23 protein-coding genes are annotated in these 25,791 nt (G+C 76.3%); 8 read left to right on the top strand and 15 right to left on the bottom strand.

Translation table 11 applies throughout. The features are described from left to right. Positions 1 to 54 precede the first annotated feature (54 nt). The gene (locus tag U5M74_RS01245; RefSeq protein ID WP_410905387.1) at positions 55 to 864 is read right to left on the bottom strand and encodes an alpha/beta fold hydrolase; all 810 of its coding nucleotides are present in this window, start codon (positions 862 to 864) and stop codon (positions 55 to 57) included. Positions 865 to 1,013: 149 nt separating this feature from the next. Here U5M74_RS01245 and U5M74_RS01240 point away from each other — a divergent pair, with 149 nt between their 5' ends. From U5M74_RS01240 to U5M74_RS01230, 3 genes are all read left to right on the top strand, one after another. Further along, complete coding sequence (locus U5M74_RS01240) at positions 1,014 to 1,643, top strand: hypothetical protein (RefSeq protein ID WP_410905385.1); 630 nt, start codon at positions 1,014 to 1,016, stop codon at positions 1,641 to 1,643. Positions 1,644 to 1,768: 125 nt separating this feature from the next. Next, entirely contained in the window at positions 1,769 to 3,478 is a 1,710-nt protein-coding gene (locus tag U5M74_RS01235) for a protein kinase domain-containing protein (RefSeq protein WP_410905383.1), read from the top strand. 143 nt (positions 3,479 to 3,621) lie between these two features. Beyond that, positions 3,622 to 4,272 (top strand): pyridoxamine 5'-phosphate oxidase family protein, encoded by a 651-nt coding sequence (locus U5M74_RS01230; protein WP_410905381.1) that lies wholly within the window; start codon positions 3,622 to 3,624, stop codon positions 4,270 to 4,272. 85 nt (positions 4,273 to 4,357) lie between these two features. On the opposite strand, the gene U5M74_RS01225 is transcribed toward U5M74_RS01230, so the two are convergent. After that, entirely contained in the window at positions 4,358 to 5,020 is a 663-nt protein-coding gene (locus U5M74_RS01225; RefSeq protein ID WP_410905379.1) for a pentapeptide repeat-containing protein, read from the bottom strand. A gap of 370 nt (positions 5,021 to 5,390) precedes the next feature. Between U5M74_RS01225 and U5M74_RS01220 the strand changes: the two genes are divergently transcribed. From U5M74_RS01220 to U5M74_RS01200, 5 genes are all read left to right on the top strand, one after another. Further along, positions 5,391 to 5,855, top strand: coding sequence for a DUF4395 domain-containing protein (locus U5M74_RS01220; protein WP_410905377.1), 465 nt, complete (start codon positions 5,391 to 5,393; stop codon positions 5,853 to 5,855). 163 nt (positions 5,856 to 6,018) lie between these two features. Continuing rightward, positions 6,019 to 6,783, top strand: a complete 765-nt coding sequence (locus tag U5M74_RS01215; RefSeq protein ID WP_410905772.1) for an alpha/beta fold hydrolase — start codon at positions 6,019 to 6,021, stop codon at positions 6,781 to 6,783. Next, entirely contained in the window at positions 6,780 to 8,336 is a 1,557-nt protein-coding gene (locus U5M74_RS01210) for a PP2C family protein-serine/threonine phosphatase (protein ID WP_410905375.1), read from the top strand. The genes U5M74_RS01215 and U5M74_RS01210 overlap by 4 nt, the downstream gene beginning before the upstream one ends. Before the next feature lie 146 nt (positions 8,337 to 8,482). Then, positions 8,483 to 11,407: a putative bifunctional diguanylate cyclase/phosphodiesterase gene (locus tag U5M74_RS01205; RefSeq protein WP_410905373.1), complete on the top strand. Its 2,925-nt coding sequence runs from the start codon at positions 8,483 to 8,485 to the stop codon at positions 11,405 to 11,407. Between the two features lie 642 nt (positions 11,408 to 12,049). Then, a complete protein-coding gene (locus U5M74_RS01200; RefSeq protein ID WP_410905371.1) occupies positions 12,050 to 12,856 on the top strand; it encodes a formate/nitrite transporter family protein in 807 nt (268 codons plus the stop codon). Between the two features lie 35 nt (positions 12,857 to 12,891). On the opposite strand, the gene U5M74_RS01195 is transcribed toward U5M74_RS01200, so the two are convergent. The 13 genes from U5M74_RS01195 to U5M74_RS01135 form a co-directional block, all read right to left on the bottom strand. Further along, a complete protein-coding gene (locus U5M74_RS01195) occupies positions 12,892 to 14,280 on the bottom strand; it encodes an acetamidase/formamidase family protein (RefSeq protein ID WP_410905369.1) in 1,389 nt (462 codons plus the stop codon). A 124-nt stretch (positions 14,281 to 14,404) separates the two neighbouring features. After that, the gene (locus tag U5M74_RS01190) at positions 14,405 to 15,586 is read right to left on the bottom strand and encodes an ABC transporter permease (protein ID WP_410905367.1); all 1,182 of its coding nucleotides are present in this window, start codon (positions 15,584 to 15,586) and stop codon (positions 14,405 to 14,407) included. After that, positions 15,583 to 16,314 carry an ABC transporter ATP-binding protein gene (locus U5M74_RS01185; protein WP_410905365.1) on the bottom strand — a complete coding sequence of 244 codons (732 nt, stop codon included), beginning with the start codon at positions 16,312 to 16,314 and terminating at the stop codon, positions 15,583 to 15,585. The genes U5M74_RS01190 and U5M74_RS01185 overlap by 4 nt, the downstream gene beginning before the upstream one ends. Then, positions 16,311 to 17,378, bottom strand: a complete 1,068-nt coding sequence (locus U5M74_RS01180) for a secretion protein HlyD (RefSeq protein WP_410905363.1) — start codon at positions 17,376 to 17,378, stop codon at positions 16,311 to 16,313. Before U5M74_RS01180 ends, U5M74_RS01185 begins: the two co-directional genes overlap by 4 nt. Before the next feature lie 138 nt (positions 17,379 to 17,516). Then, positions 17,517 to 19,076: a helicase HerA domain-containing protein gene (locus U5M74_RS01175; protein ID WP_410905361.1), complete on the bottom strand. Its 1,560-nt coding sequence runs from the start codon at positions 19,074 to 19,076 to the stop codon at positions 17,517 to 17,519. A gap of 44 nt (positions 19,077 to 19,120) precedes the next feature. Then, positions 19,121 to 19,438 carry a lipopolysaccharide assembly protein LapA domain-containing protein gene (locus U5M74_RS01170; RefSeq protein WP_410905359.1) on the bottom strand — a complete coding sequence of 106 codons (318 nt, stop codon included), beginning with the start codon at positions 19,436 to 19,438 and terminating at the stop codon, positions 19,121 to 19,123. Between the two features lie 91 nt (positions 19,439 to 19,529). Then, on the bottom strand, positions 19,530 to 19,952 hold the full coding sequence (locus U5M74_RS01165; protein ID WP_410905357.1) for a class F sortase: 423 nt from the start codon (positions 19,950 to 19,952) through the stop codon (positions 19,530 to 19,532). 326 nt (positions 19,953 to 20,278) lie between these two features. After that, positions 20,279 to 20,941 carry a DUF4142 domain-containing protein gene (locus U5M74_RS01160; RefSeq protein WP_410905355.1) on the bottom strand — a complete coding sequence of 221 codons (663 nt, stop codon included), beginning with the start codon at positions 20,939 to 20,941 and terminating at the stop codon, positions 20,279 to 20,281. Between the two features lie 114 nt (positions 20,942 to 21,055). Then, the gene (locus tag U5M74_RS01155) at positions 21,056 to 21,910 is read right to left on the bottom strand and encodes an alpha/beta fold hydrolase (protein ID WP_410905354.1); all 855 of its coding nucleotides are present in this window, start codon (positions 21,908 to 21,910) and stop codon (positions 21,056 to 21,058) included. A gap of 64 nt (positions 21,911 to 21,974) precedes the next feature. Beyond that, a complete protein-coding gene (locus U5M74_RS01150) occupies positions 21,975 to 22,826 on the bottom strand; it encodes a CHAD domain-containing protein (protein WP_410905352.1) in 852 nt (283 codons plus the stop codon). Positions 22,827 to 22,903: 77 nt separating this feature from the next. Beyond that, a complete protein-coding gene (locus tag U5M74_RS01145) occupies positions 22,904 to 23,323 on the bottom strand; it encodes a VOC family protein (protein ID WP_410905350.1) in 420 nt (139 codons plus the stop codon). After that, positions 23,320 to 24,495, bottom strand: a complete 1,176-nt coding sequence (locus tag U5M74_RS01140) for an acyltransferase family protein (protein ID WP_410905348.1) — start codon at positions 24,493 to 24,495, stop codon at positions 23,320 to 23,322. Before U5M74_RS01140 ends, U5M74_RS01145 begins: the two co-directional genes overlap by 4 nt. A 235-nt stretch (positions 24,496 to 24,730) precedes the next feature. After that, positions 24,731 to 25,660 carry a PRC and DUF2382 domain-containing protein gene (locus U5M74_RS01135; protein ID WP_410905346.1) on the bottom strand — a complete coding sequence of 310 codons (930 nt, stop codon included), beginning with the start codon at positions 25,658 to 25,660 and terminating at the stop codon, positions 24,731 to 24,733. Positions 25,661 to 25,791 lie beyond the last annotated feature (131 nt).

Genomic DNA, 25,791 nt, shown 5'->3' with positions numbered 1-25,791 from the left:
TCGACGGCGGCTCGGCAGGGCGACGCGCGTGGCCGGACGCGTGACGATGCCCTGTCACCGCGCGGCGTGGTCCTGTCCCAGGTAGTCGCGGAGGATGCGGACCCAGGCGTCGAAGGCGTCGAGGTGGGCGTCGTGGCTCCCCCGAGGGATGTCGGTGCGCCGCGTTCCGGGCCGACGTCGGATCAGGTCGTCCTTCTGCTCCGTGGTGAACATGCCGTGCTCGGCGAAGACGGCCAGGGTGGGGACCGTGAGCGACTCCCACTCGGTCCAGCGGGGTTCGTGGACCGCGGCGATGGTTCGTTCCATGACGTCGGGGTCGAACCTGGGTCGCAGGCCGCTGTGGGTGCACTCGAGGCCGTCGATCCACGCCTGCGCCAGCGGGGACGCGCCGAGGAACGCCCGGGCGCTCTCGACGTCGGCGAACGGCGTCGGCCAGGAGGCGAACCAGGCGCCGAGCTCGCGCGCGCCCTCGGCCCGGTCGTTGCCGGCGACGTGGCCTTCGAGCATCACCAGCCGGTCGACGAGATCGGGTCGCGCCGATGCGGTCAGGAAGGCGGTGTGGGCGCCCATGGACTGGCCGACGAGCGCCACCTTCTGCCCGAGCAGGAGGTGCTCGATGACCGTGACCACGTCGTCGACGAACGCTCGCCGGGACAGGTCAGCGGGGCGGCGGGTGCTGTCACCGTGGCCACGCTGATCGACGAGCAGCACACGGAACGAGCCGGTGAGCGCGTCCGCAGTCGGCAGCAGCTCGCGCGAGCTGCCGGCCAGACCGTGCAGCAGGACGACGGCGGGCCCGTCACCGCCGCGGTCGGTGACCGCGATGCTCACGTCCTCGTTCTGGATCACGGTGCGTGTCGTCACGCGGCAATCATCCCTGCGACGACCGGGAGCATGCCGGACCGGTCCCCGGGCGCAGTGCCGACGGCTGTCCCGCCTCGCCGGTTCCGACACCGGCGGGGACGTGGTGACGGCGGCCGCGAGGTCCGCTGCGGCGCCTGCATGATTGACGGGTGAGCCTGGGAATGGACTACGTGACACGGGTGGACGAGCGCAGCATCGACCTGCGTGGCGCCGCCGCCCAGCCCCACCCCGTCGACATGGTCGGCGGCCTGGTCGCCGGCCTGGCCGGCGGGCAGCTGCGGATCGTCACGGGCATCGCCATGGGGCTGGTGACGATCGCCGTCGGGCAGCGCGGCGCGCCTCCCGCCGCCGTCGCCGGCGGCTGGGAGGACGTCGTGGAGGTCAGCTGCCGGGCGGTCGAGGACGTCGTCGTGGCCGCGGGCCCGTACGCCGACGCGCCGGACCTCCGGTGCGCGGTCAACCCGCCGGGCGCCGGCTGGTTCCGGGTCCGGGTGCACGCCCGCGGCCGCGACCTCGGGTACGACCTGGTGGCCACCGAGCCGCGCGAGGAGTACCTCCTGGTCACCTGGCCGGCCCAGCCCGAGCCGCCGGCTGTCCTCAGCGCCGCGTCCGGCGTCGCCCAGCAGCTCGAGGCGTCGCAGGCGCGGCGACGCCCTGTGGCCGCCGGGGAGCCGGCGGCCGCCCGCGAAGGTCACCTGCGCGAGTCCACGGTCGACGCTCAGCGGCGGGCCGAGGCGGTCGCGAACCTGCTGCGCGTGGACCGGCAGCAGCGTGACTGACCTCGGGCGGCAGCCCGCACGTGCCGCCCGGCACCGGCCGGCCGTCGCTCTCCCGCCTGCCCGCGCGAGTCGCGCCGGACCCGCCGTAGCCTCGATCGTCAGGGTCGCGACGGAAAGAAGGTCCCGTGAGCGCGCCGCAGGTTCTCCTCGGTGGCCGCTACCGCCTCGACAGGGTGATCGCCAGCGGCGGCATGGGCGTGGTCTGGGAGGCCTGGGACGAGCGACTCGGCCGGCCGGTCGCGATCAAGCAGCTGCGTCCCGTGGCCGGCGTCCCGGCCGAGGAGGCGGAGCTCGCCAAGCAGCGGGCCATGCGCGAGGCGCGCATCACCGCGCGGCTGCACCACCCCCACGCCGTCCCTGCCTTCGACGCCGTCGAGCACGAGGGGCAGCCCTGCCTCGTCATGCCGTACCTGCCGTCGACCCCGCTGTCGGCCATCCTCGAGGAGCGCGGGACGCTGCCGCGGGGGCAGTCGGCACGCATCGGCGCCGAGGTCGCCTCGGCCCTGGCCGCCGCCCACGCGCTCGGGATCGTCCACCGTGACGTCAAGCCCGGCAACGTCCTGATCACTCCCGACGGCGGCGCCCACATCAGCGACTTCGGCATCTCCCACGCGATGGGTGACCCCACCCTCACCGGTTCGCAGACCTTCCACGGGACGCCGGCCTACCTCGCGCCCGAGGTGGCCCTGGGGCGGGATGCGACGTTCGCCTCCGACGTCTTCTCCCTCGGCGCGACCCTCTACGCGATGCTCGAGGGAGAGCCACCCTTCGGCACCGAGCCGAACCCGCTCGCCCTGCTGCACAAGGCCGCCGCGGGGCAGGTGCGAGCCCCGAGCCAGGCCGGAGCGCTCACGCCGTTCCTGCGCGCGATGCTGTCGAGGGAGCCCGCCGCCCGGCCGGCCATGGCGGAGGTGGCCACGTTCCTGGCCGGGGTGGAGCCCGAGGCCCCGCGGGCCGAGCGGCCGCAGCCGGTCCCGGTGGTGGTCACGCCCGACCCCGTCCCTGGCCCGGGCGTCGTGCACGTGACCCGTGCTGCGCCGGTCGCCGACCCGGCATCGGCGGCACCGCCCACGATCACGCCGGCCGGGCACGGGTCCGGCCCCGGCGGTCCGCCGGCGCGCCGTCGCGCGCGCGTGCCGGTGCTGGTCGGCGGGGTGCTGGTCGTGGCCGCCCTGCTCCTGGCCACGGGCCAGCTGACCGGGTGGTTCGGGGCAGAGCCGCGCGAGCCGCTGGTTGCCGGCCAGGCGACGTCGGCGTCCCCGGAGACGTCCCCGGAGACGTCCCCGGAGGCAAGCCCGGAGAGCACCCCGGAAGACGCCGGCTCGCCCGCCGCGACCCCGGAGGCCGTCGACCCGCCGGCGGAGGCCGCGACCGAGCCGCCGGCCACGCAGGGACCCGAGCCAGAGGGCGAGGAGCAGGGCTCGGAGGCGGACCAGCAGGGACAGGACGACGGCCAGCAGGAAGACGAGCAGGGGCAGGGCGGCGGGGAGCCGGACGCCGCGGCTCCGGACCGTGCGAGCCAGCTGGCCGCGGCCGTCACCAGCTACTACGCGCTGATGCCCGGGGGCACGGACGACGCCTGGGCGCGGATGACGGGCGACTACCGGCAGAACCACGCGGGAGGCCGCGACGCCTACGAGGCGTTCTGGAGCCGCGTCGCCGAGGTCGGCGTCAGCGACGTCCAGGCCGCGCCGCCCGACCGCGCCGAGGCCACGCTCACCTACGTGTTCCACGACGGCAGCGTCGTCGTCGAACGCACCGCCTACCGGTTCGCCGACGAGGGCGGAGAGCTCAGGATCGCCGCGACCGAGGTGCTCAGCAGCACGGGAGCCTGACCGGTCGCCGCGCCGGCGGGAGGCGCGGACCGCCGACGTCGCGCGCCGGCCCGCCGGGACCGGCGCCACGTCCGGCGTGGCCGTCCCGACCGACCTACCGTCGGAACGGGCCGCCGACCGGACGGTCCAGCGAGGAGACGACCATGAGCGAGCGCACACCGGACGAGAGCGCCTCCGAGCAGGAGCCGTCGAGCGACGTGGACGTCGTCGGCCAGAGCGCCGCCTCGGGTGGTGCGGCGCCCGGCCACGCCCCGGCGTCGCCGGGGTCGGGGCACGAGGGCGGCGACGACCGCTCGCCCGCCGACGCCGACGCCGACCCGGACGAAGCCCGCGAGAAGGTACGGGAGCTCGTCAAGGACACCCGGATCGCGATGCTCACCACGGTGGACGCGAGCGGCCGGCTCGTGAGCCGTCCGATGGGCGTGCAGGACGTCGAGTTCGACGGCGACCTCTGGTTCTTCGCCGACGAGTCCTCAGCGAAGGTCGGCGAGATCGCCCACGACGCCCAGGTCAACGTGTCCTTCTCGTCCGGCAGCTCGTGGCTGTCCGTCAGCGGGACGGCGTCGTTGGTGCGCGACCGCGAGCGGATCCACGAGCTGTGGAACCCGGTCGCCGGTGCGTGGTTCCCGGAGGGCCCCGACACCCCGAGCGTCGTGCTCGTGCGGGTCGAGGCCGACAGCGCCGAGTACTGGGACTCGCCCGGCGGGCGGCTGGCGACGGCGATCAGCCTGGTCAAGGCGAAGCTCACCGGCCGCCGCTACGACGGCGGGGAGAACGCCACCGTCGAGCTGTGACGGAGGGTGGGCGACGCGGACGGCGTGCCAGGCGGCCGCGCCCGGCCGGCGACGTGCCGAGCCGCGACGGGCGCCGGAGGCGGCGTCAGTCGGCCACGGTGATGCCCTGTTCGGCAGCGAGGGCGGCGGCGAGCTGCTGGAGCTGCACCGTGGAGATCGTCGCGCCCGCCAGGGAGCCGAGGCCCACGAGGTCCTCGAGGTCGGCCCTCCGCAGGTCGGCGTGCCTGAGGGTGGCGGCCTGGAGGTCGAGTCGCCCGATCCGGGTGCCGTCCAGCGCCATCCGGGTGACCGTGGCCTGGCCCAGGTCGAGCTCGTCGATCGTGCAGTCGGTGAAGGCGACGTCCTGCAGGGCCGAACCGCGCAGGTTCACGAAGCTGAGCCGGCATCCGACGAAGTGGACGCCGGTCCACGTGGACTCGTAGAGCTCGGCCGACCCGAGGCGGGAGCCGCGGATCTCGACGTCGCGCCAGCGGCCCCGCACGCCGCGGAACACCGGGACGTCCAGTCGCTCGACGGCGACCTCGGCGAGGGTCGCGTAGCGGGCGTTGGCCTCGGGGGCGCGCACCCCCTCCAGGCGCGACCCGACGACGGTGGCGGACTCGAGGTCGAGGTCGTCGAGCGTCAGGTCGGTGAAGCTGAACCCTTCCAGGTCCGCCTGCGGCGTCAGGTCGTCGGCGTCGCCGGCGGTCAGGTCGCTCAGCCGGACGGTGTCGAAGGTCGGAGCGATGGTCGTGGGCCTCTTGGGCACGGGAAGCACCTCTAGGCGTGCAGGGAGGGGAACGAGGGTGAAGCGCCTGGACTCATGCCTGCAGCAGCGCGCGGCCGTGCACCGCGACCCTGCCGGCGCACGGCAGCCGCGGGGTCCGCCGGCAGCCGGGCGCGTGCGCGCTGACCATGACCGCAGCCTATGCGGTGCCGCGCAGCGCCAGGACGGCGCCGCCAGCCTTCGGCGCGGAGACGAGGGCGACTCCGGGAAGGACGTGCCATGGGCGATCTCGTCCTTCCCTGCGGCAGCCATGGTCTCGCCGGCCTCACTGACCGACGCGCTCCGTGCTCGTCGTCGGGTGGCGGCCTACGCTGGGACGGAGCAGCCGGCGCCTACCTCGCGGAGGCCCCTCATGCCTGGCACCAGGCTCACCGCGTGCCCGCTCCGCGGCCAGGTCGATCCGCGCCTGCTGCGGTTCAGCGCCGGGGCGACCGCCGGCGTCCTCGCCGTCGCCCTGCTGATCGTCGACGTCGCCCGGCCACTGAGCCTCGGCCTGCTCGCCTCCCAGGTCGCGGTGTTCGCGTTCACCGCGTTCGTCAGCTTCCAGTGGTCGTTGTGGGCGCAGGTCTACGCCCGCGTCGTCTGGCCGCGGATCGCAGCACCGACCAGGTTGGAAGACGCTCGTCCGCCGCGGCTCGCCCAGCTCTTCGGCTTCGTGCTCACCGCCCTGGCGCTGGTCCTCTTCGCGGCTGGTGTCGACGTCGCCGGCTACAGCCTGACGGCGCTCGCGCTCGGGATGACGGCCCTCGACGCCTCCACCGGGTGGTGCCTGGGTTGCAAGGCCTACCCGCTGGTCCGCCGGCTGCGATCGGCCTGACCCCGGCCGAGCCGTCCCCGCCGAGCGGTCGTCGTGGCAGGCGGGGGGAGCGCCACCCTGGACTGCGGTCGACGACGCGGCGGTTGCAGCGGGCTACTGTGAGGCCGTGATCCTACGAGAGCGCCACAACGTCAGGCTGTCCGGTGCTCCGGACGGCACGCCCATGGTGTTCGCGCACGGGTTCGGCTGTGACCAGTCGATGTGGCGTCTCGTCGCGCCGCGGTTCGAGGCCGACCACCGGGTGGTCCTGTTCGACCATGCCGGCGCGGGCGGCGCCGACCCCGCGGCCTACGACCCCGACCGGCACGCCGCTCTCGACGGCTACGCGAGCGACGTCGTCGACCTGCTCGACGAGCTCGCGCTCGGGCCCGTCGTGTTCGTCGGTCACTCCGTCAGCGCGACCATCGGCATCCTCGCCGCCGCCCGACGCCCCGACCTGTTCGCGCGCCTCGTGCTGGTCGGCCCCAGCCCGCGGTACATCGACGACGACGGCTACCGCGGGGGCTTCTCGGCCCAGGAGATCGAGGAGCTGTTGGCCACGATGGGCACCAACTACCTCGGCTGGTCGTCCGTGATGGCCCCGGTGATCATGGGGAACCCCGACCGGCCCGAGCTCGGCGAGGAGCTGACCGAGCTGTTCTGCCGCACCGACCCGAACGTCGCAGAGCGGTTCGCCCGTGCCACCTTCCTGTCCGACAACCGCGCCGACCTGGCTCGCGTGCGCACGCCCAGCCTCGTGGTGCAGTGCCGCGAGGACGTCATCGCGCCGGTGGAGGTGGGCCGGTACGTGCACGAGCACCTGCCGGTCTCGCGCTTCGCGCTCATCGACGCCGTCGGGCACTGCCCGAACCTCAGCGCGCCCGACGCCCTGACCGCCGCGATGCGCGACTTCCTCGGCGAGCCCGTGCGCGAGCCCGTGGTCGCGTGACGCCGGCAGGCAGGGCACGCTCCTGGGCGAACAGCCCGGTGGCGCTGCTGCGCCTCGACGCGGACGGCTGCATCCTCGAGGCCAACGACACCTTCCTCGCGTGGGTCGCGGCGGACGCCGCAGATCCCTCGCCGGCACGGCTCGACGTTCGCGGCCGGCGGCTGAGCGACCTGCTGACCGTGGGCGGGCGCATCTACTGGGAGACCCACATGGCGCCGATCCTGGCCCTGCAGGGGCGGGTGGACGAGGTCGCCGTCGAGCTGCGCTCGGCGGGGGATCCGCTGCCGGTGCTGCTGTCGGCGGTGGCGCGCACCGGGGCGCCCGAGCCGGTGGTCGACGTCGCCCTCTTCGCCGCCCGGGAGCGCGCCCGGTTCGAGCGCGACCTCGTCGCCGCCCGCGAGGCGGCGGAGAGCGCCGCCGCCCGGCTGCGCTGGGTGCACGAGGCGACGGCGGAGCTGTCCGGCGCGGCGGGCGTGCAGGAGGTGACCGACGCGCTGGTGCGCGCCGTCGAGCGGCACACCGCGGTCGCCTCGGCCGAGCTGGTCGCCGGGGACGACGCCGCGGAGGGCGACGCGCCGTACGTGGTCGTGCCCGTGGCGGGCAGCCGACAGTCTTACGGCGCGCTCGTCGTCACACCGCACGGGCGCCCCGGCGACCCGCCGGTCGACCCGGACGCCCTGGCCACCATCGCCCGGCAGGGCGGGGTGGCCCTGGACCGCGCCCGGCTGCACGAGCAGTCCGTGTCCGTGGCCCAGGAGCTGCAGCACGCCATGCTCACACCGACACTGCCGCGGCGCGCCGACCTGGAGGTGCAGGCCGAGTACCGGCCCGCCGTCAGCGGCCTCGAGGTGGGCGGTGACTGGTACGACGCCTTCGCGCTCGACGGCACCACCGTCGCCGTCGCGGTCGGCGACGTCGTCGGGCACGGGCTGCGTGCCGCCACCGAGATGGGCCAGCTGCGTACCGCCACCCAGGCGCTCGCGGCCCCCGGGCTCGGCCCGGGCGCCACGCTGGGGCTCGTCGACCAGTTCGTGCGGCGCCGCGGCGTCGGCCTCGCCGCCACGCTCGTGTACGCCGAGCTGGACACCACCACCGGGGTGCTGACGTACGCCTGCGCCGGGCACCTGCCGCCCCTGCTCGTGCGGCACGACGGGCACGTCTCCTACCTGTGGGAGGGGCGGTCGGCGCCGCTGGGCGTGCCGGCCCTGCGCGGCCCGCGCCCCGAGGGCGTCGCGCAGCTGGCGCCCGGCGACGTGGTGCTGCTCTACACCGACGGGGTGGTGGAGCGCCGCGACCGGCCGCTGCGCGCGGGCTTGGACCAGCTCGCCCGCGTGGCCGCCCGACGGGAGACCGTCGACGAGGGCGAGCTGCTGGCGCACTTCTTCGACGCGCAGGCCAACCAGCGCGACGACGCGTGCCTGCTGCACGTCACGTGGCACGGGTCGCCGTCGGCGGCTGCGTCGGCGTCGCCGGGCGCGGCGACGGTGGCCGGGGCGACGGTGGCCGGGGCGACGGTGGCCGGGGCTCCGCAGCTCAGTCGGACGGACGTCTGACCGCCGACGGCGAGGTGGCCGACGTCGTCCGCCCTGACGGCGGGCCGAAAGAGTGTGCCAAGCGCCGCCAGTCGGCGGGGTCCGCCTCGACCGGCGGCCCCGCGCGGGCCCCTCAGCACGGTGGGGCACGCGCCGATGGTAGAAGCATGGAGAGGCAGGCCCCGGGCGGGGGTGAGCTGGAGACGTCGGCCGTCACGACGCGCCTGATCGTGCACCACGTGCGCGAGCGGGGCGGCGAGGCGGCGGTGGCCGAGCTGCTGCGCCGGGCGGACGTGCCCTACACGCTCGAGCAGCTGCAGGACGAGTCGCGGTGGATCAGCTACGCGGCTCGCGTCCGGCTGTTCGAGGCGGCGGTCGACGTGCTCGGCGACCCGGACTGCCCGTTCGCGATGGGCGCCACGGCGCTGCGCTCGGGGCTGGGCCACTCCATCATCCTCGTGCTGCGGGCGCTGGGCTCCCCGGCGCAGGTCTACCGGCAGCTGCCCCGGGCGGTGCCGAAGTTCTCGACGACCTCGACGATGCGGGTGCTCGACCTCGGGCGCACGCACGCGACCCTGAGCTATCGGCTGCACGAGGGCTACGCCCCCTCGCCTCTCAACTGTCGCTACGCGCAGGGCCTCATCCGGACGGTGCCGGAGATCTTCGGGCTGCCGCCGGCCACGCTGACGCACGAGCAGTGCGAGTCCGACGGCGCGGAGGCGTGCATCTACCACGTGCGCTGGGCGGCCCGGGCACGGGCGCCGTGGCGCCGCTCCCGACGGTCGGACGTCCTGGAGCTCGAGGCGCTGCGCGGCCAGCTCGAGGCGCTGCAGTCCGCGGCCGCTGATCTCGTGGAGAGCGAGGACCTGCGGGTCACCCTGCGCAACATCGTCCGCCGTGCCGCGTCAGCCGTGCTCGCCCCGCGGTACCTGCTCGCCGTCGACGACCCGTGGGGCGGGGACCCCCTGGTGGAGAGCGACGGGCTCACGCCTGACGAGACCGCCGACCTCGCGGGCCGGCTGCTGGCCGGCGAACCGCTGGGCGACGAGGCGGTGGTCGTCGACGTGGCCTCGAGCCGGCGACGGCACGGCCGCCTCGCCGCCGTCTACCCGCCCGGCCAGCGCGGCCTCGCGACCGAGGACGCCCTGCTCGGCGCGTACGCCCGGCACGCCGCCGCCGCGTTGGACCTGCTCATGGCCCTGGAGGACAGCCGGCGCGGGGAGGCCCGCTCGGCCGACCTGCTCCGGCTCGCCCACCGCCTGCGCGCGGCGACCGACGAGGACACGATCGCCGAGGTCGTCGCCGCGGCCCTGCCGGACATCGTCGGCAGCGACAGCGCTGCGGTGCTGCGGTGGGACCCGACCGGCGGCACGCTGACCGCGGCCGCGGCCGCGTCCGCCGGGCTGCCGGCGCCCGCGCGCGCCGCCCTGCACGCCGCGCGGCTGCGGTGGGACGACACCCCCGAGCTCGTCGAGATGCTCACGCGCCGGCGACCGCGAGTGCACACCGTCGCCGGGGCCAGCCCCGTCCTGAGGACGCTGCTGACGCAGCTCGGGCTCGACGAGGTGATCGTGGTGCCGCTCCTGGCCGGTCGGGAGCTGCTGGGCGTGGCGACCGCCAGCTGGAGCTCGGACCGGGCGCCGCGCGACTCGCACGAGGCCGTCGAGCGGCTGTACGGCGTGGGGGAGTACGCCGCGACCGCGCTGCAGAACGCGCGGCTCCTGGCCACGGTGCGCCACCAGGCCCTGCACGACGCCCTGACGGGGCTGCCGAACCGCGTCCTGTTCACCCGGACGCTGGAGCAGACGCTGCTGGACCTCGCCGACGGTGAGGGTGCTGCCGTCCTGTTCTGCGACCTGGACAGGTTCAAGCGCGTCAACGACACGCTGGGCCACCCCGCCGGCGACGAGCTGCTGCGCCAGGTCGCAGCGCGGCTCTCCGGGGTGCTTCGGGCCGGCGACACGGCCGGCCGGCTCAGCGGCGACGAGTTCGCCGTGCTGCTGCGCGGCGCCCGCGACCCGGACGCCGCCGAGGCGCTGGCCCGCCGCGTCGTCGCGTGCCTCCAGGAGCCGTTCCGCGTGGCAGGCCGGGAGCTGCGGGTGACGATGAGCGTGGGCGTCGCGCTGCACACCGGCGTCGGCGGCCGGGCCGACGACCTGCTGCGAGAGGCCGACGACGCGATGTACGCGGCCAAGGCGCAGGGCCGCAACCAGGTCGCGGTCGGGACCTCGTCCGGCGCGCCCGGAGGGCCCGGAGGGCCCGCGTCGCTGGAGAACGAGCTGCGCCACGCCCTCACGGCGGAGCAGCTGCACCTCGACTTCCAGCCCGTCTGGGCCGTCCAGCCGGCCGGCGAGGGCGCGGTCCCCTCGAGCTCCGAGCCGGTCCGGACGCACGTGGTCGGGGCGGAGGCGCTGGTCCGGTGGCGCCACCCCCGGCTCGGCCCGCTGTCGCCGGCCGCGTTCCTGCCCATGGCCGAGGAGACCGGTCTCGTGGTGGAGCTCGACCTGTGGGCGGTGCGCGCCGCGTGCGCCGCCCTGGCCCGGTCCGCCGGCGAGTCGCCGGCCACGCTGCACGTCGCGGTGAACGTCTCCAGCAGCACGCTGCTGGACGCGCGGCTGCACGAGACCGTGCGGTCCGCGCTCGCCACCCACGCCCTGCGCCCGGAGCAGGTGTACCTCGAGGTGGTGGAGAGCCGCGCGCTGCTCGACGTGCCCGCCGTCGCCGACCGGCTCACCGCGCTGCGGCGCCTCGGCGTGCGGATCGCCCTGGACGACTTCGGCACCGGCTACTCCACCCTCTCCTGGCTGCAGCGGCTCCCGGTCGACCAGGTCAAGATCGACCAGTCGTTCATCGCCGGGCTGCCGGACGACGCCGCCGCGAACGCCGTGGTGCGCGGCGTGCTGGCGCTGGCGCGCGAGCTCGACGTCGAGGTGGTGGCCGAGGGCGTCGAGACGCCCACGCAGCTCGCCGCGCTGGCCGCGGCGGGGTGCCCGCTCGTGCAGGGCTACCTGCTGGGCCGGCCGGCGCCGTGCCTGCCCGTGGTGCCCGACGGCGGCCGGCACGGGGAGCCGGTGACCTCCCGGCCGGCCTGAACCGGCGATCGCTGGCGGCCGTCGAGCTCCGACGGGCGGTAGCGGGCGCCGGGGTCCCAGCGGCGGGCGGGCGGCGGGGGCGGCTTGACGCCGCTGGGGACGCGCACCGGCGCACCCGGGCGCGGGAGCCGGGCGAGCTCCGACGGGCGGTAGCGGGCGCCGGGGTCCCAGCGGCGGGCGGGCGGCGGGGGCGGCTTGACGCCGCTGGGGACGCGCACCGTGGCGCGCGGACCGTCGTCGGGCACCGTCGACCCTCCTCCCTGCCGATGCACCGGCCGCGACGTGCGGCTGCTCCGGTGCGGCCGCTGGCGTCATGCTGCCCCCCGCCGGTGCGCTGCGGCAACCGGCGGCCGCTGCGTCTCCGAGCGGCTCAGGACCGTGCCCGCCCTGCGGCGTCGCGCACCGCGTACACGGCGGCCACGATGCCGGCGGCCCATGCCGCGAGCACCACGACCTCGACCCCGTCGAGACCCATCATCGGCCCGGCACCGTCCGCCCCGTGGAGATGTGCAACGCCCCCACCCTTGCGGCAGCGGTGCCGGCTCCACCCCGGAGGGGCGGGCACCGTGCCCCTCGGGCACCCTGGGACGGTAGCGACGCCGGTCGCGGGGAGCGGAGGGCGACGTGGGCGAGCCGGACGACGTGCGACGCAGTCCCCACCAGAGCGAGGACGAGCCGGGCACCACCGAGGAGAAGGACGAGGCGCTCGACCGGATCGTCCTGGAGGGCCGGCCCCGGCTCCACCGCAGCACGCCGGACCTGCTCGCCACCGGCACGGTCGCGGGCATCGAGGTCGGCGTCGGCGTGCTGGCCCTGCTCGTCGTCGTGCACGAGACCGGCAGCACGCTGCTGGGCGCGCTCGCCTTCTCCATCGGGCTCATCGCGCTGCGCCTGGGCCACAGCGAGCTGTTCACCGAGGGCTTCCACGTGCCCGTCATGGTGGTGGTGGCGGGCGAGGCGCGGTGGACGCACCTGCTGCGGCTGTGGGGCGGGACCCTGCTCGGCAACCTCCTCGGCGGCTGGGTGTTCGCCTGGCTGGTCGCCGTGGCGCTGCCCGACCTGCACGCCACGGCGGGCGAGCTGAGCCGCGGGTTCCTCGACCGCCCGCTGGACCTGCGCACGTTCGTCCTCGCGGTGCTCGCCGGGGCGGCGATCACCCTGCTGACCCGCATGCAGAACGGCACCGACGACGACGTCGCCAAGATCGTCGCGGCGGTGGCCGTCGCGTTCGTCATCGTGGGCTCCGAGCTGCTGCACTCGGTCCTGGACACCCTGATCGTGTTCGTCGCGGTCCACGCCGGGGAGCCCGGCGCATCCCTGGCGGTGTGGCTGCCGTGGTTCGGGTGGGTGCTGCTCGGCAACCTCCTGGGCGGGCTGGTGCTCACCACGCTGCTGCGGGTCGTGCGCAGCCGCGAGCGCCTGCTGCAGTGGCGCCGGGCGGGCGGCTGACCGGGACGCGGCCGACGGCCGCGTCCCGGCCCGGCTCAGGCCAGGTCCGCCTTGCGCAGCAGGCCGTGCACGCCGACCGTGCGGTCGACGACCTGCGAGACGACGAAGTCGGCCGCCGCCGACAGGTAGGCGTACGCGATCGCCCGGTCGATCCCGTGGTCGTGCTCGAGGAAGTCGAGCGCGTTGACGACCGCACGCCGCATGGCGACGTCCAGGTCGCTGGACTGGCCGTCGACCGACCCGTCGGGGTCCGACAGCCCGATGGGGATCCACGCCTCGTCGGTCTCGGCGAACGGGTAGGAGTAGGCGACCGACGGCGCGTCGCCCGAGCCGGGCTTGCACACCGTGAGCCGGAAGGTGCCGCGCAGCGACCCCTCCATCGCCGTGAGGGCCACCTCGCCGTCGCCCATCGCCATGTGCGGGTCGCCCACGTAGAACAGCGCGCCGTCGGCGGCGACCGGCAGGTAGAACGCCGAGCCGGGGCCGAGCTGGGAGATGTCGATGTTGCCGCCGCCGAGGGTGGGCGGGATCGAGTTCGCCTCCGGGGCCGTCAGGCCGGTGTTCTCCGCCCGCGCGACGCCCATCGTGCCGAAGAACGTGCGAAGCGGGAACCGCAGCCGCGACCGCCCGGCGCCGATGACCGCGTGGTCGCCCTGGATCCGGGCGAGCACCGACACGTTGCCGTAGTCCGTCGGGATGCCCGTCGCGCGCCCGTCGGTGGCCACGGGCGGCATCACCTCGGCCAGCCCGATGCCGGCCGGCGCGCCGCCGCCGGCCGCGCGCGCCAGGGCGCCCTTGCCGTGCCGGGAGGAGATGACGCCGTACGGCACGCGCGGCGTCGTCTCGAGCGTCTCGATCTTCAGCACGTCGCCGGGCTCGGCGCCCTCGACGAGCACCGGCCCGGTGATGACGTGCGGGCCGTCGACGTCGAAGCTGCGCTCGTGGCGGGAGTAGCCCGCCGCGATCGCGGCGGCGTCGTCGAGCACCTCGCGGCGCGCGACGCCCCGCTCGCCGAACCACGCGACCGGGTCGCGGCCCTGGTCCTCGAGGATGCCCTCGTGGGAGACGGCGTCGATGGTGATCGTGCCGCCCGAGCGCACGCGTGCCACCGGCGTCGCGTGCACCGAGGGCACGTAGCCCCACAGCACCTCGTCGGCCTCGGAGCCGAGGTAGACGTCGCCGGCGACGCGGCCCCTGCCAGGCTGCAGGACCCCCGCGTACCGGCCCGGGGCGCCCTTGCCCGCGGTGGCGGTGGGCGTGGCGGAGGTGGGCGTGGCGGAGGTGGGCGTGGCGGCGGCGCTCGCGGCGGTGCCGGTGGCGAGCGCCGCGCCGGCGCCGGCGCCGAGGGCGGCGCGCAGGAAGGTGCGGCGGCCGAGCCCTTCGACGAGGGTCCGGGCGATCTGCTGCTGCGGGGAGGTGATCATGGTGCTCCTTTGCCGTGCGGGTGCCGCGACGGTAGGGAGCCGGTGTTTCGTCCCGGTGCAGATGAGATGTCCGGTATGTAAGGCGCGCGTCCCGGCCGGCCGGCCGGGACGCGTCGGTAACGTGTCAGTAGCGGATCGCGTCGATGACCTTGACCCGGACGGCGTAGACGGCCGGGACCAGGCCGGCCAGGGCGCCGACGGCCACGGCGCAGGCCATGCCCGTCAGGGCGGCGCTGAGCGGGAACCCGGGCTTGTCCTGCAGGACGGTGCCGAAGACGGCCTCCACGGGGATGTTCTTGACGATCGCGACGGCGGCGACCACGCCGACCAGGCCGGCCACCGTCGTGGCGACGACCGACTCCATGAGCACGCCGAAGAACACGCGCCCGCCGGTGGCGCCGAACGACCGGCGGATGCCGATCTCCCGGATGCGGTAGCGGACCGTCACCAGCGAGATGTTGAGCAGCCCGAGCCCGCCGAGCAGGAGGGCGAAGCCCCCGACGCCGAGCACCACCCACCGTAGCGCCTGGTCCAGCATCAGCTGCTGGTCGTACGGCGCCTCCACCTGCATGGGCGCGCCCGCCGCGGACAGGTCGCGGCTGAGCACGGCGGCGAGCTCGTCCGCCGTCTCCGGCGGCACCCAGAAGCGGTAGCTGTCGGCCCGGGCCTGCTCCGGCGCCCAGCGCACCAGGTGGTCGAACAGCATCAGCGCACGCGGCCCCTCGCCGGACCAGCGCGGCCGCAGCTCGCCGACCACCGTCGCCGTCACGGGCGTCTCCGCGAGCAGGCGCACCTGCGGGTGCTCGGTCACCGCCGCCCCGCCGGCGTACTCCTCGAGGAACACACGGTTGACCACGAGGACCGGCCCGAGCTGCTCGGCGTCGCGCTCGGTGAACCAGCGGCCGGCCACGACGTCGGTGCGCATGATGGTGCCGTAGGCCGGGTCGACCGCCATCGTCTCGGGCATGACGCCGGTCGCGCTGCCCTGCACCCCGAGCTGCACCCACGACTCCACGGAGTGGTAGGAGATGTCGTACCGCGCGGCGACGGCGTCCACGGTGGCGTCGAGCGCGGCCGTGTCCTGCACCCCCTCGGGCGCGGACGACCACCCGGTGAGCGTGGCGTCGCGACCCATGTCCCGCTCGGTCTGCTCCTGCATCGCCTGGCCGAGCATGGTGACGGCCGCGGTGACCCCGGTGATCGCGGTGACCGCCACGGCGACGCCCACCAGGGCGAGCAGCACGCGCACACGGTGGACGCGCAGCTCGTCCCACGCCTCGAGGACCGCCCCGACGAGACCGGTCACAGCGCACCCACCTCGACCACGGCGGCGGGCACCGCGAGGTCGATCGGCTCGAGGACGCCCCCGGCGAGCCGGAACTGCCGGTCGGCCCGGGCCGCGATCGCCAGGTCGTGGGTGATGGTCACCAGCGCGGCGCCGGTGCGCCGCGCCGCGTCGTCGAGCAGGTCCATGACGGCGCGGCCGGTCTCGACGTCGAGGGCGCCGGTCGGCTCGTCGGCGAGGATGACGCGCGGCCCGCGCACCAGGGCCCGGGCGATGGCGACGCGCTGCTGCTCACCGCCGGAGAGCTTCTCGGGCATGGTGTCCAGCCGCTCGCCGAGCCCGACGCGCTCGAGCATCTGCGCGGCCAGCCGCCGCCGGGACCAGAACTGCCGGCCGCGGGCGTACAGCAGCGGCGCGGCGACGTTCTCCAGCGCGGTGCGGCCCGCCAGCAGGTTGAACTGCTGGAAGACGAAGCCGAAGTCGTCGCCCCGGCGCCGGGCCCGCGCGCGGGCGCCGAGCCGCTCGACGGGCACGCCCTCGAGCAGGTACTCGCCGGAGGTGGGGGAGTCCAGCAGGCCGAGGATGTTGAGCAGCGTGGACTTGCCCGTGCCGGAGCGGCCGACGACGGCGACGTGCTCGCCCGCGTCCACGCTCAGCGTCACACCGCGCAGGATGCGCAGCTCGCCGCCGTCGGGCAGCGGCACGTGCCGCGCCACCTCCCGCAGGTCGACCAGGGGGCCGGCGCTCATCCGAAGCACGCCTGCTCGTAGGCCTGCATCGCGGCGACGTCCCCGGCGGCCGCGGCGGCGTCGTAGGCGGCGGTGTCGCCGCAGTCCGGGCCGGCCTCGGTGCCGTCGTCCAGCGGGGTGAACTCCAGGACGCGGTCGCCGGCCGCCAGCCCTTCGGTGACCTGGACCTGCGTGCCGTCGGTGAGCCCGAGGGCCACCTCCCGCTCCTGAGGCTCGGCGCCCTCGGCGGGCACCACCCAGACCCTGCCGGACTGCGCGGACCCGAGCACGGCGCTGATCGGCACCACCACCACGTCCGCCGCGTCGCCGTTGGTGATCGCGATCTCGGCGCCGAGGCCGGCGAACGCGGTGACGTCGCCCGGGACGGCGCAGCTCACGGTGCCGGTCGACGTCGCGGCGGGGTCGCCCTCGTCCGGTGCCTCGGCGCCCGCCGGCGGGCCGCCGATCGTCAGGCCGGTGCACGTGAACGGGGCCGGCCCGCCCTTGAGGGTCACCTGCGCCTCGCCGGCCGCGCCGACGAGGCGGTACTGCTGGTCGGCGCTCAGCGTGCCCTGCACCGACAGGGTGCCGGGGGAGACGGTGCCGATCACGTCGCCCACCGCGACCTCCTGGTCCTCCAGGACCGTGACGTCGAGCGTGCCGGCCACGGGGGCGGTCACCGTGGTCACCGTGGCCCGCGGGCTGCGCTCGGTGACCGTCTCGACGCCTGTCTCCGGGTCCACGCTGACCTGAGGGTCGCGGGGCTCCTCGAGGCGGACGCGCAGCACGTCGGCGCCGGCCGCGACCGCGCCGTCGTCGGCCAGGACGCGCGAGACCGTGCCCCGGGCGGTCGCCCGGACCTCGACGGGGGCGTCGGCGACGACGGACGCGGGGACGGTCACCGTGTTGGTCACGGTGCCGGTGCCCACCTCGATGACCGACTCGGTCACCTGCCCGGTGGGCTGCAGCGCGTCCGGCGCGTCGAGCTCGGCGCCGGTGAACGCGATCTTCACCAGCGCGGCGGCGATCACCGCCCAGATGACGATGCGCAGGATCGGGAAGACGTACTGCCTGGTGACACCCACCGTCGGGCTCCTCGCGTCGGCTGACGTGCAGCCCGCCGGCCGTGCTCGGGCGCCGCTCGGACCCTAGCGGAAGCCCGCGCGGCGTCGGCCGAGGTCGGCGGGTGAAGCCGCGCGACGGGGCGCGAGGATCCGAGCAGGTCAGCGCGTCGCGCCGCCTCCGGGTCCGCCTCCCGCACCGGCCCCGGCGCCGCCTCCCGCGGCACCGGGGCGCGGTGCGGCCCACGTGGCCGGCACGTCGGCGCCGCCTTCCTCGGTGACCCGCCTGCCCATCTGGACGTAGGCCGGCTGCGGCATGATCCGCCCGGCGGCCAGCGCCTGGCCCATCCGGAACGACGTCGCCCCGGCGAGCAGGCCCGGGGGGACGAACGAGAACGCCCGGGCGAGGTCGGCGACGTCCGCCGCCGAGCTCATGCGCATCAGCAGCAGGTTGTCGCACTGGGTCACGACGTTCTCGTCGACCTTGTGGGGGCGCTGGGTCGAGGTCAGCAGGTAGAGGCCGAACTTGCGCCCCTCCGCGGCGATCTGGACGGCCCGGTCCGCGGCGACGCGCGTCAGCTCGTCCGGCGGCTCGCCGGGGCAGATGTTGTGGGCCTCGTCGAGCACGAGCAGCACGGGCCGGCGGCGGGACCGCTCCGCCCAGAGCGTGCTGAGGGTCGCCGCGGCGACGAGCCGCTGCTCCTGGGCGGTGCCGAGGGAGCCCAGGTCGACGACGCAGCACCGGGCCGTGGGGTGGCGCAGCTCGTCCACCAGCGAGGCGCCCCCGCGGCTCCAGACCTCCCAGTCGAGGACGCCCAGGTTCTTGGCCCGCTGCCCCAGCCGGCGGGCCGCCGGGTCGTCGTGCTCGAGGAGGTCCGCCGCCCCGCTCAGCAGCGGCTGGTGGGGGACCTCGTGGCGGAGCAGGTCGACCAGCGCGGCGTACTCGTCGCGGTCGCGCACGGGCTCCAGGCCGAGCACCGCCGCCCGGAGCGCCGCGTCCAGGTCGGTGAAGCGCAGCCGCAGCGGGTGGTCGGCCGACGCCGGGTCGCCCCACACCCGCACGGCGTCCGCCGGGTGGGCGGCCGCGCGGCCCGGGTCGGCGTCGGGGCGCACGGAGCCGAGCCTGACGTAGTCGGAGTTCGGGTCCAGGACGACGACGGGCAGGTCGGTCGCCGCCAGCACGCTCTCGAGCACCAGGCCCAGGGAGTACGTCTTGCCCGACCCCGACTGCCCGCACATGAAGGTGTGCCGGCCCAGGCCGCCGCTGTCGAGGACGGCCGGGACGCCGGGCGCGTGCACGAGCTCGCCCACCTCGAGCCCGGCACGGCGCGGCCGGGTGCGGGTCAGCCACGCGCCGACCTCCTCGGCGCTCGCGGCGCAGACCCGGGCGTCGTGGAAGGGGTGCCCGGGCCCGTCCAGGACCACGCCGGCGCCCTGCGCGAGGCGGACCTCGACGTCGGGCCCGCCGGCACCGCCGTCCGAGGCCCGCGCCGAGACGGCGACCAGGTCGGTGACCTGGCCCAGCAGCCGCTGGTCGTCGCCCTCGAGCACGACGTAGCCGCCGCGGCGCAGCCCCAGGCCGTGGAGCGACGCCTGCACGGTGAACGCGACGCCGTCCACCGACGTCGCGCGCGGCAGGATGCTGCGCTCGACCTGCTCCCGCGTGCGGCGGTAGCGCTCCAGGCGGTCGGTGACCTCGTCCGGGCCCCGCTGCTCGGTCATCCGATCCCCTCCGCTCCTGCGGTCCCGGTGCCGGCGCGGCGGGCTCAGTCGCGCCGTGCGGCGCGCCGCGCGACCCGTCGACGGTGCCGGCGCAGCACGCCCAGCCCCAGCCACACCAGGGCGCCCAGCACGGCCACGAGCACGGTGAACAGCCACAGCGGCCAGGTGAAGCTCCAGAAGAGGAACGTCAGCGTGACGTCCTCGGTGTTCTGCGCGACGAACACGGCCAGCAGCCCGGCGCCGGACAGCGTGGCGACGAGCCCTCCGCTGAGACCGGCGCCGGACGACGCGCCCGCGCCGCCGCCCGCGGCGTCCGAACGGTGGGGTTGCTGCTGGGCCATGGCCGCCTCCGACGTCGTCACCGCACCGTACGGGCGGCGGGCGCCCGCCGGCATCACCCCGTGCGGGGGAGGCCGGCCGGCAGGGGGCGGACCGGGCCGCCCGCGCGCGGGACTAGGCCGGGGCGGCGACGATCACCACGTTGTCGACGTAGTGGCCCGCGGCGCGGTCGAACGCGCCGCCGCAGGTGATCAGCACGAGCCGCGGCGGGCCGTCCGCGGCGAACAGGTCGCGCGGCAGGCCGTCGGTCTTGGGGTACGTCCGACGCTCGACGACGCGGTAGGCGACCGACGTGCCGTCGGTGGTCGTGACGTCGACGCCGGTGCCCAGCGGGGCGTCGACCAGGCGCAGCATCGGCCCCGTCCCCGCCTCGGCGGCGTCGATGTGGGCGGCGACCACGGTGGAACCCTCGGCCGACCCGGGCACGGCGCCGCTGGACCACCAGCCGAGCACGTGCGGGTCGTCGGGGATCTCGAGCGAGCCGTCCGGGGCGAGGCCGACGGGCACCACGTCGGCGCGGACGTCGGCCGCGGGCACGCTCAGCAGCGCGGGCCCGGCGACCGGCGGCGCCGGCTGCCGGACCGGCGGTGCGGCGTCGCGGGGCAGGGCCGGCGCGTCCGGGGCGTCGTGCGGGGCCGGGGAAGGTGGGGCCGGGGAAGGTGGGGCCGAGACCGGCGGGACCGGCCGCGGCGGCGAGGCCGTCGCGGCGGCCGGGGGCGCAGGGCCCCCGGCCTCCGTGACGGACAGCGTCGGCGCCCTCGTGAGCAGCGCGGCCCCCGCCGTGATGCACACCGCACCCACCACGGCGAGGAACAGCGCCGCCGTCGTGCGACGGGGGCGCCGGCGCTGCGGGGCTCCCGGGCTCACGCGCGACGCCGCACCAGCACGGCGCCCGCGAGCACGACCGCGAGCACGCCGGCGCCCACGAGCGTGACGGCGAGCGCCGGGGACGAGGACGCCGCCTGCCCGCCCGTGCCGGCCGGCACGCCGGTGGGCAGGCCGAGGTCCTGCGCCGTGGCGAGCAGCGCGTCGAGGTGCATCTGCACGACGGGCGCCGAAGCGCTCGCGAGGTCCTTCGCGGCCTGCTCGCTGCCCTCGGCCAGCTCCCGCTCGCCCGCCGCGAGCGTCTGGCGGTGCGAGGTGATCTGGGCCTCGACCCACGCCCTGTCGAACGCCTCGCCGGACTGCGCCGTCACGGAGGCGAGGATCTGCTGCTGCTCCTCGGTCGGCTCGGAGGGCAGCTCGACGCCGAGCTCCTCCGCGGCGGCGGTCAGGTCGGCGTCGAGCTTGGTGTGGTCGTCGATCAGCATCTGGCCGTGCTCGCGCACGGCGTCGGTCGTGGCCTGCTCGAGCGCCGCCTGGCCCGCGGCGATCTCGGCGAGGTTGCTCTGGTGGGCGAAGACCATCCAGTCCTGGTCCTGCTGGGAGGGCTGGGCTGCGGCCGGTCCGGCGGCGAGCAGCAGCGCACCGGCGGTTGCGGTGAGGACGGCTGTCAGGACGGCGAGCGTGCGACGGAGGACGGACATGGGGGCTCCTCGGTGGAGGCGGACGAACCCGTGGCGACGGGCCCGTCCTGCCATCGTCAGAAGCGATCACCCCGTACGCACGCCCCGCCTGGGACGGCCCGTGAGCGCCCGTCCTCACGCGGGCGGCGCCACCGGGGCCGCGGGCGACGCGCCGCGGGCCACCTGGAGCACCCGCGTGCGCGCGTGGGCTGCGGGGTCGTCGGTGATCACGACCCCGTCCAGCCAGCAGCGCACCGCGTGGGACAGCTCCACCGGGTGGCTGAAGTTCATGGCGTGCGCCGCGCCGAGCACGACGACCAGCGTCATGTGCCCCGGCCCGAGCGACGCGAGCTCGCGGACGCGGTACGGCGGCGGCATCAGCGGGTCGCGGGACCCGATGACGCCGAGCGTCGGCACCGGCGAGCGCAGGAGGCGCTCGAGCGACGGGAACCGCACCATCTGGCGGAACGCCGCGAGCGTCGCGGCGGGCCCGTAGTGCAGGTAGTCCGGCACCTGGTACCGCGCGATCCGCGGGTCCTCGCGCGCGGCGTCGCGGGCGAGCTGGACGAGGGCCCGCGCGAGGGGCTGGTTGTGCGCGCCGCCGGCGGGCGAGGCCAGCACGACCCCGGCGACCCGCTCGGGCGCCTGGTGCGCGGCCTCCAGGCACACGGAGCCGCCCAACGAGTTGCCCACCAGCACCGCGCGGTGCAGCCCCAGCGCGTCGAGCGTGCCGAGCAGGGCCTCGGCGAGGTGGGGGACGGACAGCGGCGGCCGCGGCCCCGGGCTCGCCCCGTGCCCGGGCAGGTCCGGGACGTACGCGGTGGCCCGGTCGGCGAGCGCCGCGGCGGTCGGCAGCAGGTAGCGGCCCGACACGGCGAACCCGTGCACGTGCACCAGCGGCGTCGAGCCCGGCACGGACGGGCCGACCCGCACGGTCACCGGGCTGCCGCCCACGTCCACCGTGCGCACCGCCCAGTCCACGGCCGTCATGGTGCCGATGGTCGCAGCGGGCGGGCAGGGGCGCTCCACCCGGCACGGGTGAGCCGTCGGGCGCTCAGCGGTCGTGGCCGTCCGTGGGGGCGGCGAGCGCCAGCGCGGCCAGGACGGCGTTCGCCCGGTCGCGCATCGCCTCGGCCAGGGCGTCGTAGGGCTCGGGGTCCTCACCGGCCGCGACGGCGTCGGCGCGCAGCTCGGCCAGCGCCTGCCGCAGCACGACCGTGTCGTGGTGGGTGCCGAGCGCATCCTGCACGGTCTCGTGGCGCCGGGCGGCGTCGGCGGCGGCGCTCGCGGGCTCGCCGACGCCCCGGGCGGCGACCTCGGCGACGTACCGGGCCCGCCGGGCCGCCTTGCGGACGCCGTGCAGCGCCTCGTCCAGCGCGGTCCCGTCGGCCGAGGCGGCGCGCCGCGCCCGGCGGGCGACCCGCACCCCGGCCTTGGCCACGCGGCGCGGCAGCTCCTTCTCCCACGCGCGGTCGGCCCGGGAGGTCAGCGGCGGCTCGGCGGCGACGCGGTCGAGGTCGGCCCGCAGCGCCAGGTGCTCGGGCGCCGCGAGGTGCTCGACGACGGCGTCGCGCGCCGCCGCCAGGCGCGGGCCCAGCGTGTCGCGGGCGCGGGCCCGGGCGGTCTCGGAGCCGACCTCCTCCAGCGACGCGAGCTGCACCTCGAGGTCGCGCGCCTCGCCCAGCCGGCGCGTCCACGCGCGCAGCCGCTCGGGCAGGTCCGCGGTCGCGTCGTCGTCCAGCACGCGGGGGAGGTCCCGGAGCACGGTGCGCAGCCGCCGGGCCGCGACCCGGGCGTCGTGGACGCCGTCCGTACCGCCGGCGGCGACGTCCGTCTCGGCGTCGGCGAGGGCGGTCACCTGCTCGCGCAGGTAGGCCGCGAGCAGGGTGCCGGCCGTCGTCACCATGCCGTCGTCGTACCACGCCGCGGCGCCGCGCGCCCCACCGGGCCGCGAGCGCGCGGCCTTCCTGGACGGGCGCGGGCTCAGTCCGCGGGGCCGAGCTCCTGGAAGACCGTCAGCTGCAGCCCGGCCGGCCCCTCGAGCCGGGCGTTGAGGGAGCGCCACGGCGTCTCCGTGGGCGGCGCGACGAGCTCGGCCCCGCCCTCGTCGACCAGCCGCGCCGTCGTCGACCGCGTGTCCTCGACCTCGAACGCGACCCGCACGTGCCGCGCCACCTGCCGCCCGACCTCGACGTCGTCGATCAGGCGCTTCTGGGCGGGGTTGGCGATCTCCAGCGTGGCGCGCCCGGCGTCGAGGATCGCCACGTGGGCGCCGTGGCCGCCCTCGTACGCCTCGAGCTGCGGCAGGCCCAGCACGTCGCGGTAGAAGGCCAGGGCGGTCTCGTAGTCCTCGGCCTCGACGACGAGGCGGAGCTGGCGGACGGGCGGGGCGGCGTCGCTCATGCCGCGAGTGTGGCACGGGGGCGTGCCCGGCCGGTCGGCCACAGCCGTGGCGGGCGCCGGGCCGCGACGTCCTCCACCCACCCGACCGCGATGATCACCCCCGCGAGCAGCACCCACACGAGGACCAGCTGCAGCCATGCGCTGTCCAGCAGCCACGGGACCGACCGCTCGAGCGCCGGGACTCCCCACAGGAGGTCGGTCAGGGGCACCGTGAGCGCCGCCAGGACGTTGTGCCAGAGGTAGATGGTGACCGCCCGGTTGTTGATCAGCGTGACGGCGGGGTCGAGGTACCGCAGCGGCCGGGGCAGCACGGCCCAGGACGGTGAGACGCGCAGCAGCAGCACGCACGCGCCGAGCGACCACAGCGCCTGCGCCAGGGGCGTGAGGTAGAGGTCCCAGCCGTTCTCCGCGACGTGGAGCCACGCCCACGCCAGGCCCGCCGCCATGAGCGCGCCCCCGCCGAGCAGCACGCGGCGCAGGGGGATCCGCGCGAGGAGCCCGTCATGGTGGGCGAACCCGAGCAGCCAGCACGCGGCGAAGGTGACGAGGTCCGTCACCGGGCTGTCGAAGGGTGCGGGGAGCGTGACCACCCCGACGCCCAGGAGGACGGCGGGCACCAGCGGTGCGAGCAGCGTGGGCCAGGGCCACCGCCGGAAGGCCCGCAGCAGCAACGGGGACAGCAGCATGAGCCAGAAGTACGTGCGGATGTACCACAGCAGGTCGGCCGACTGCAGCGCCCAGGCCGGGTCCATCGGCCCCGGCCCCCCGGCGCTCGCGGGCGCCGGCGCGTCGCCGACCGGCACGAACCACAGCAGCAGGCTCCACCAGCCGCCGGCCGTCGCGGGGCGCCAGCCCTGCCACAGCACCACCCCCAGGACGACCGCGGCGAAGACCCACAGCGGCAGGAGCAGCCTCCGCGCGCGGCTGCGCAGGACCGGCCCCGCCGGCCGCGCGAGCGAACGGGCCATGAGCGACCCGGCGAGCGCGAACATGACGCCCATGGCCGGGAAGGCGATGCTCAGCCAGCCGACGCCCGTGAAGGTGTGGTACGCCACGACCCGGAACAACGCGGCGGCACGGAGCAGGTCCAGGTACCTGTCACGCCCCGGCACGTGCGCCGGCGGTGGGCCGGCGACCGTCCGCTGGAGCGTCGGCCGGTGCTCGCCGGTCATCGGTGGATCGACCCTGCCATCGGCGGACCTCCTCGTTCCGGCCGCGGTGAGACGTCCCCCTGTGCCTCCGAGGGTAGGCCCGGAGCGCGGACCGGACGGGGCCGGGCCGGGTGAAGAATGCCGCAGGACGGAGCGTGGCCGGCGGGTGACGCGCCGCGGCCGCGCACGCGGTCGGAAGACCTCGTGCGTGGCCGCGGTGGTGGTGGGGCTCAGTGCCTCAGGGGCGGGACCGGCGTCACGGCGTGACGCCGCGGCCCGTGTCGTCGCCCTCGACCTCGATCTGCTCCTTGCGCACGTCGCCGGTCACCGTCTGCTGCTCGGTGACCGTCTCGGTGTCGAGGCGGACCCGCTCGACCGGGCGCGCCTCGGTGGTCACGACGGGGACCTCCTCGTGGAGGACCACCTCGTGCTCCTCCTCCGAGATCGTGGGCCCGTCCAGCGCCGCGTCCACGTTGCCCTCGGTGATGGGCTCGCGCTCGACGCGGACCTCCTCGCGCGAGACCGGCACCGTGGTGGTCTGCTGCTCGGTCACGACGTACTTGCGCAGCCGGGCGCGCCCGGCCTCCTGGGTCCGCGTGCCCGCCTGGAGCTCCTCCTCCGACCGGGTCATCGCGCTGTCCGTGGTCGGGCCGGAGGTGTCGCGTCCGACGGTCGCGTCGCCGGTGAGCCCGTGGCCCGTCGTCGTGCCGCCGGTGACGTAGCCTCCGCCGGTCGTGTCGGCGGCCGTGCCGGTGGGCACGTCCTCCCCGGCGTAGCCGCCGGCGACGTCGCCCGTGCCGGTGCCGGTGCCGGCCCCGAGGCCGCCGGCCTCCGTCGCCGCCTCCGGCGAGGTGCCGGCGACACCCGCGCTGGCGCCCGTCAGCCCGTAGTAGTCGTAGAGCCGGGCCTCCTCGGACTCCTCGAGGTGGCCGTCCGGCTCGACCCGCGGCGCGTCCTTGACGAAGTCCTTGCTGTACGGCACCCGCAGGTCGTCCCCCTCGAGCGTCGCCGCCTCCAGCGGGACGAAGGACTCGGAGGTGCCGAACAGGCCCGTGCTGACCGTGACCCACTGCGGCGCGCCGCTCTGGTCGTCCAGGTAGACCTGCCCGACCTTGCCGATCTTGGTCCCGTCCTCGCCGATGACGGTGGAACCGGCCAGGGCGTCGATCTGCTGCGTGGTGATCATGGCATCTCCCGTGGTTGCGGTACTGCTGGGGGTGAGGCGTACCGAGATGGGACGGCAGGGGGCGTCGACCGCCCGGCCGGACGCGCTGCTGCGTCTCCCGGGGCCGTCTCCACCGTGACCCCGGGGGCGGC

Origin of the sequence: Puerhibacterium sp. TATVAM-FAB25, from assembly GCF_046535855.1 — a bacterium.
GTDB classification, from domain to species: Bacteria; Actinomycetota; Actinomycetes; order Actinomycetales; family Cellulomonadaceae; genus Puerhibacterium; species Puerhibacterium variabilis_A.
The sequence above is the reverse complement of the archived record's forward strand: the minus strand, read 5'-3'. Positions and strand labels throughout refer to the sequence as shown.

Coding starts and splice junctions, on each gene's coding strand:
- U5M74_RS01230 (WP_410905381.1), top strand. CDS start 3,622: ATGAGCGAGCGCACACCGGACGAGAGCGCCTCCGAGCAGGAGCCGTCG.
- U5M74_RS01220 (WP_410905377.1), top strand. CDS start 5,391: ATGCCTGGCACCAGGCTCACCGCGTGCCCGCTCCGCGGCCAGGTCGAT.
- U5M74_RS01215 (WP_410905772.1), top strand. CDS start 6,019: ATGGTGTTCGCGCACGGGTTCGGCTGTGACCAGTCGATGTGGCGTCTC.
- U5M74_RS01205 (WP_410905373.1), top strand. CDS start 8,483: ATGGAGAGGCAGGCCCCGGGCGGGGGTGAGCTGGAGACGTCGGCCGTC.
- U5M74_RS01195 (WP_410905369.1), bottom strand. CDS start 14,280: ATGATCACCTCCCCGCAGCAGCAGATCGCCCGGACCCTCGTCGAAGGG.
- U5M74_RS01185 (WP_410905365.1), bottom strand. CDS start 16,314: ATGAGCGCCGGCCCCCTGGTCGACCTGCGGGAGGTGGCGCGGCACGTG.
- U5M74_RS01175 (WP_410905361.1), bottom strand. CDS start 19,076: ATGACCGAGCAGCGGGGCCCGGACGAGGTCACCGACCGCCTGGAGCGC.
- U5M74_RS01160 (WP_410905355.1), bottom strand. CDS start 20,941: ATGTCCGTCCTCCGTCGCACGCTCGCCGTCCTGACAGCCGTCCTCACC.
- U5M74_RS01155 (WP_410905354.1), bottom strand. CDS start 21,910: ATGACGGCCGTGGACTGGGCGGTGCGCACGGTGGACGTGGGCGGCAGC.
- U5M74_RS01150 (WP_410905352.1), bottom strand. CDS start 22,826: ATGGTGACGACGGCCGGCACCCTGCTCGCGGCCTACCTGCGCGAGCAG.
- U5M74_RS01145 (WP_410905350.1), bottom strand. CDS start 23,323: ATGAGCGACGCCGCCCCGCCCGTCCGCCAGCTCCGCCTCGTCGTCGAG.
- U5M74_RS01140 (WP_410905348.1), bottom strand. CDS start 24,495: ATGACCGGCGAGCACCGGCCGACGCTCCAGCGGACGGTCGCCGGCCCA.
- U5M74_RS01135 (WP_410905346.1), bottom strand. CDS start 25,660: ATGATCACCACGCAGCAGATCGACGCCCTGGCCGGTTCCACCGTCATC.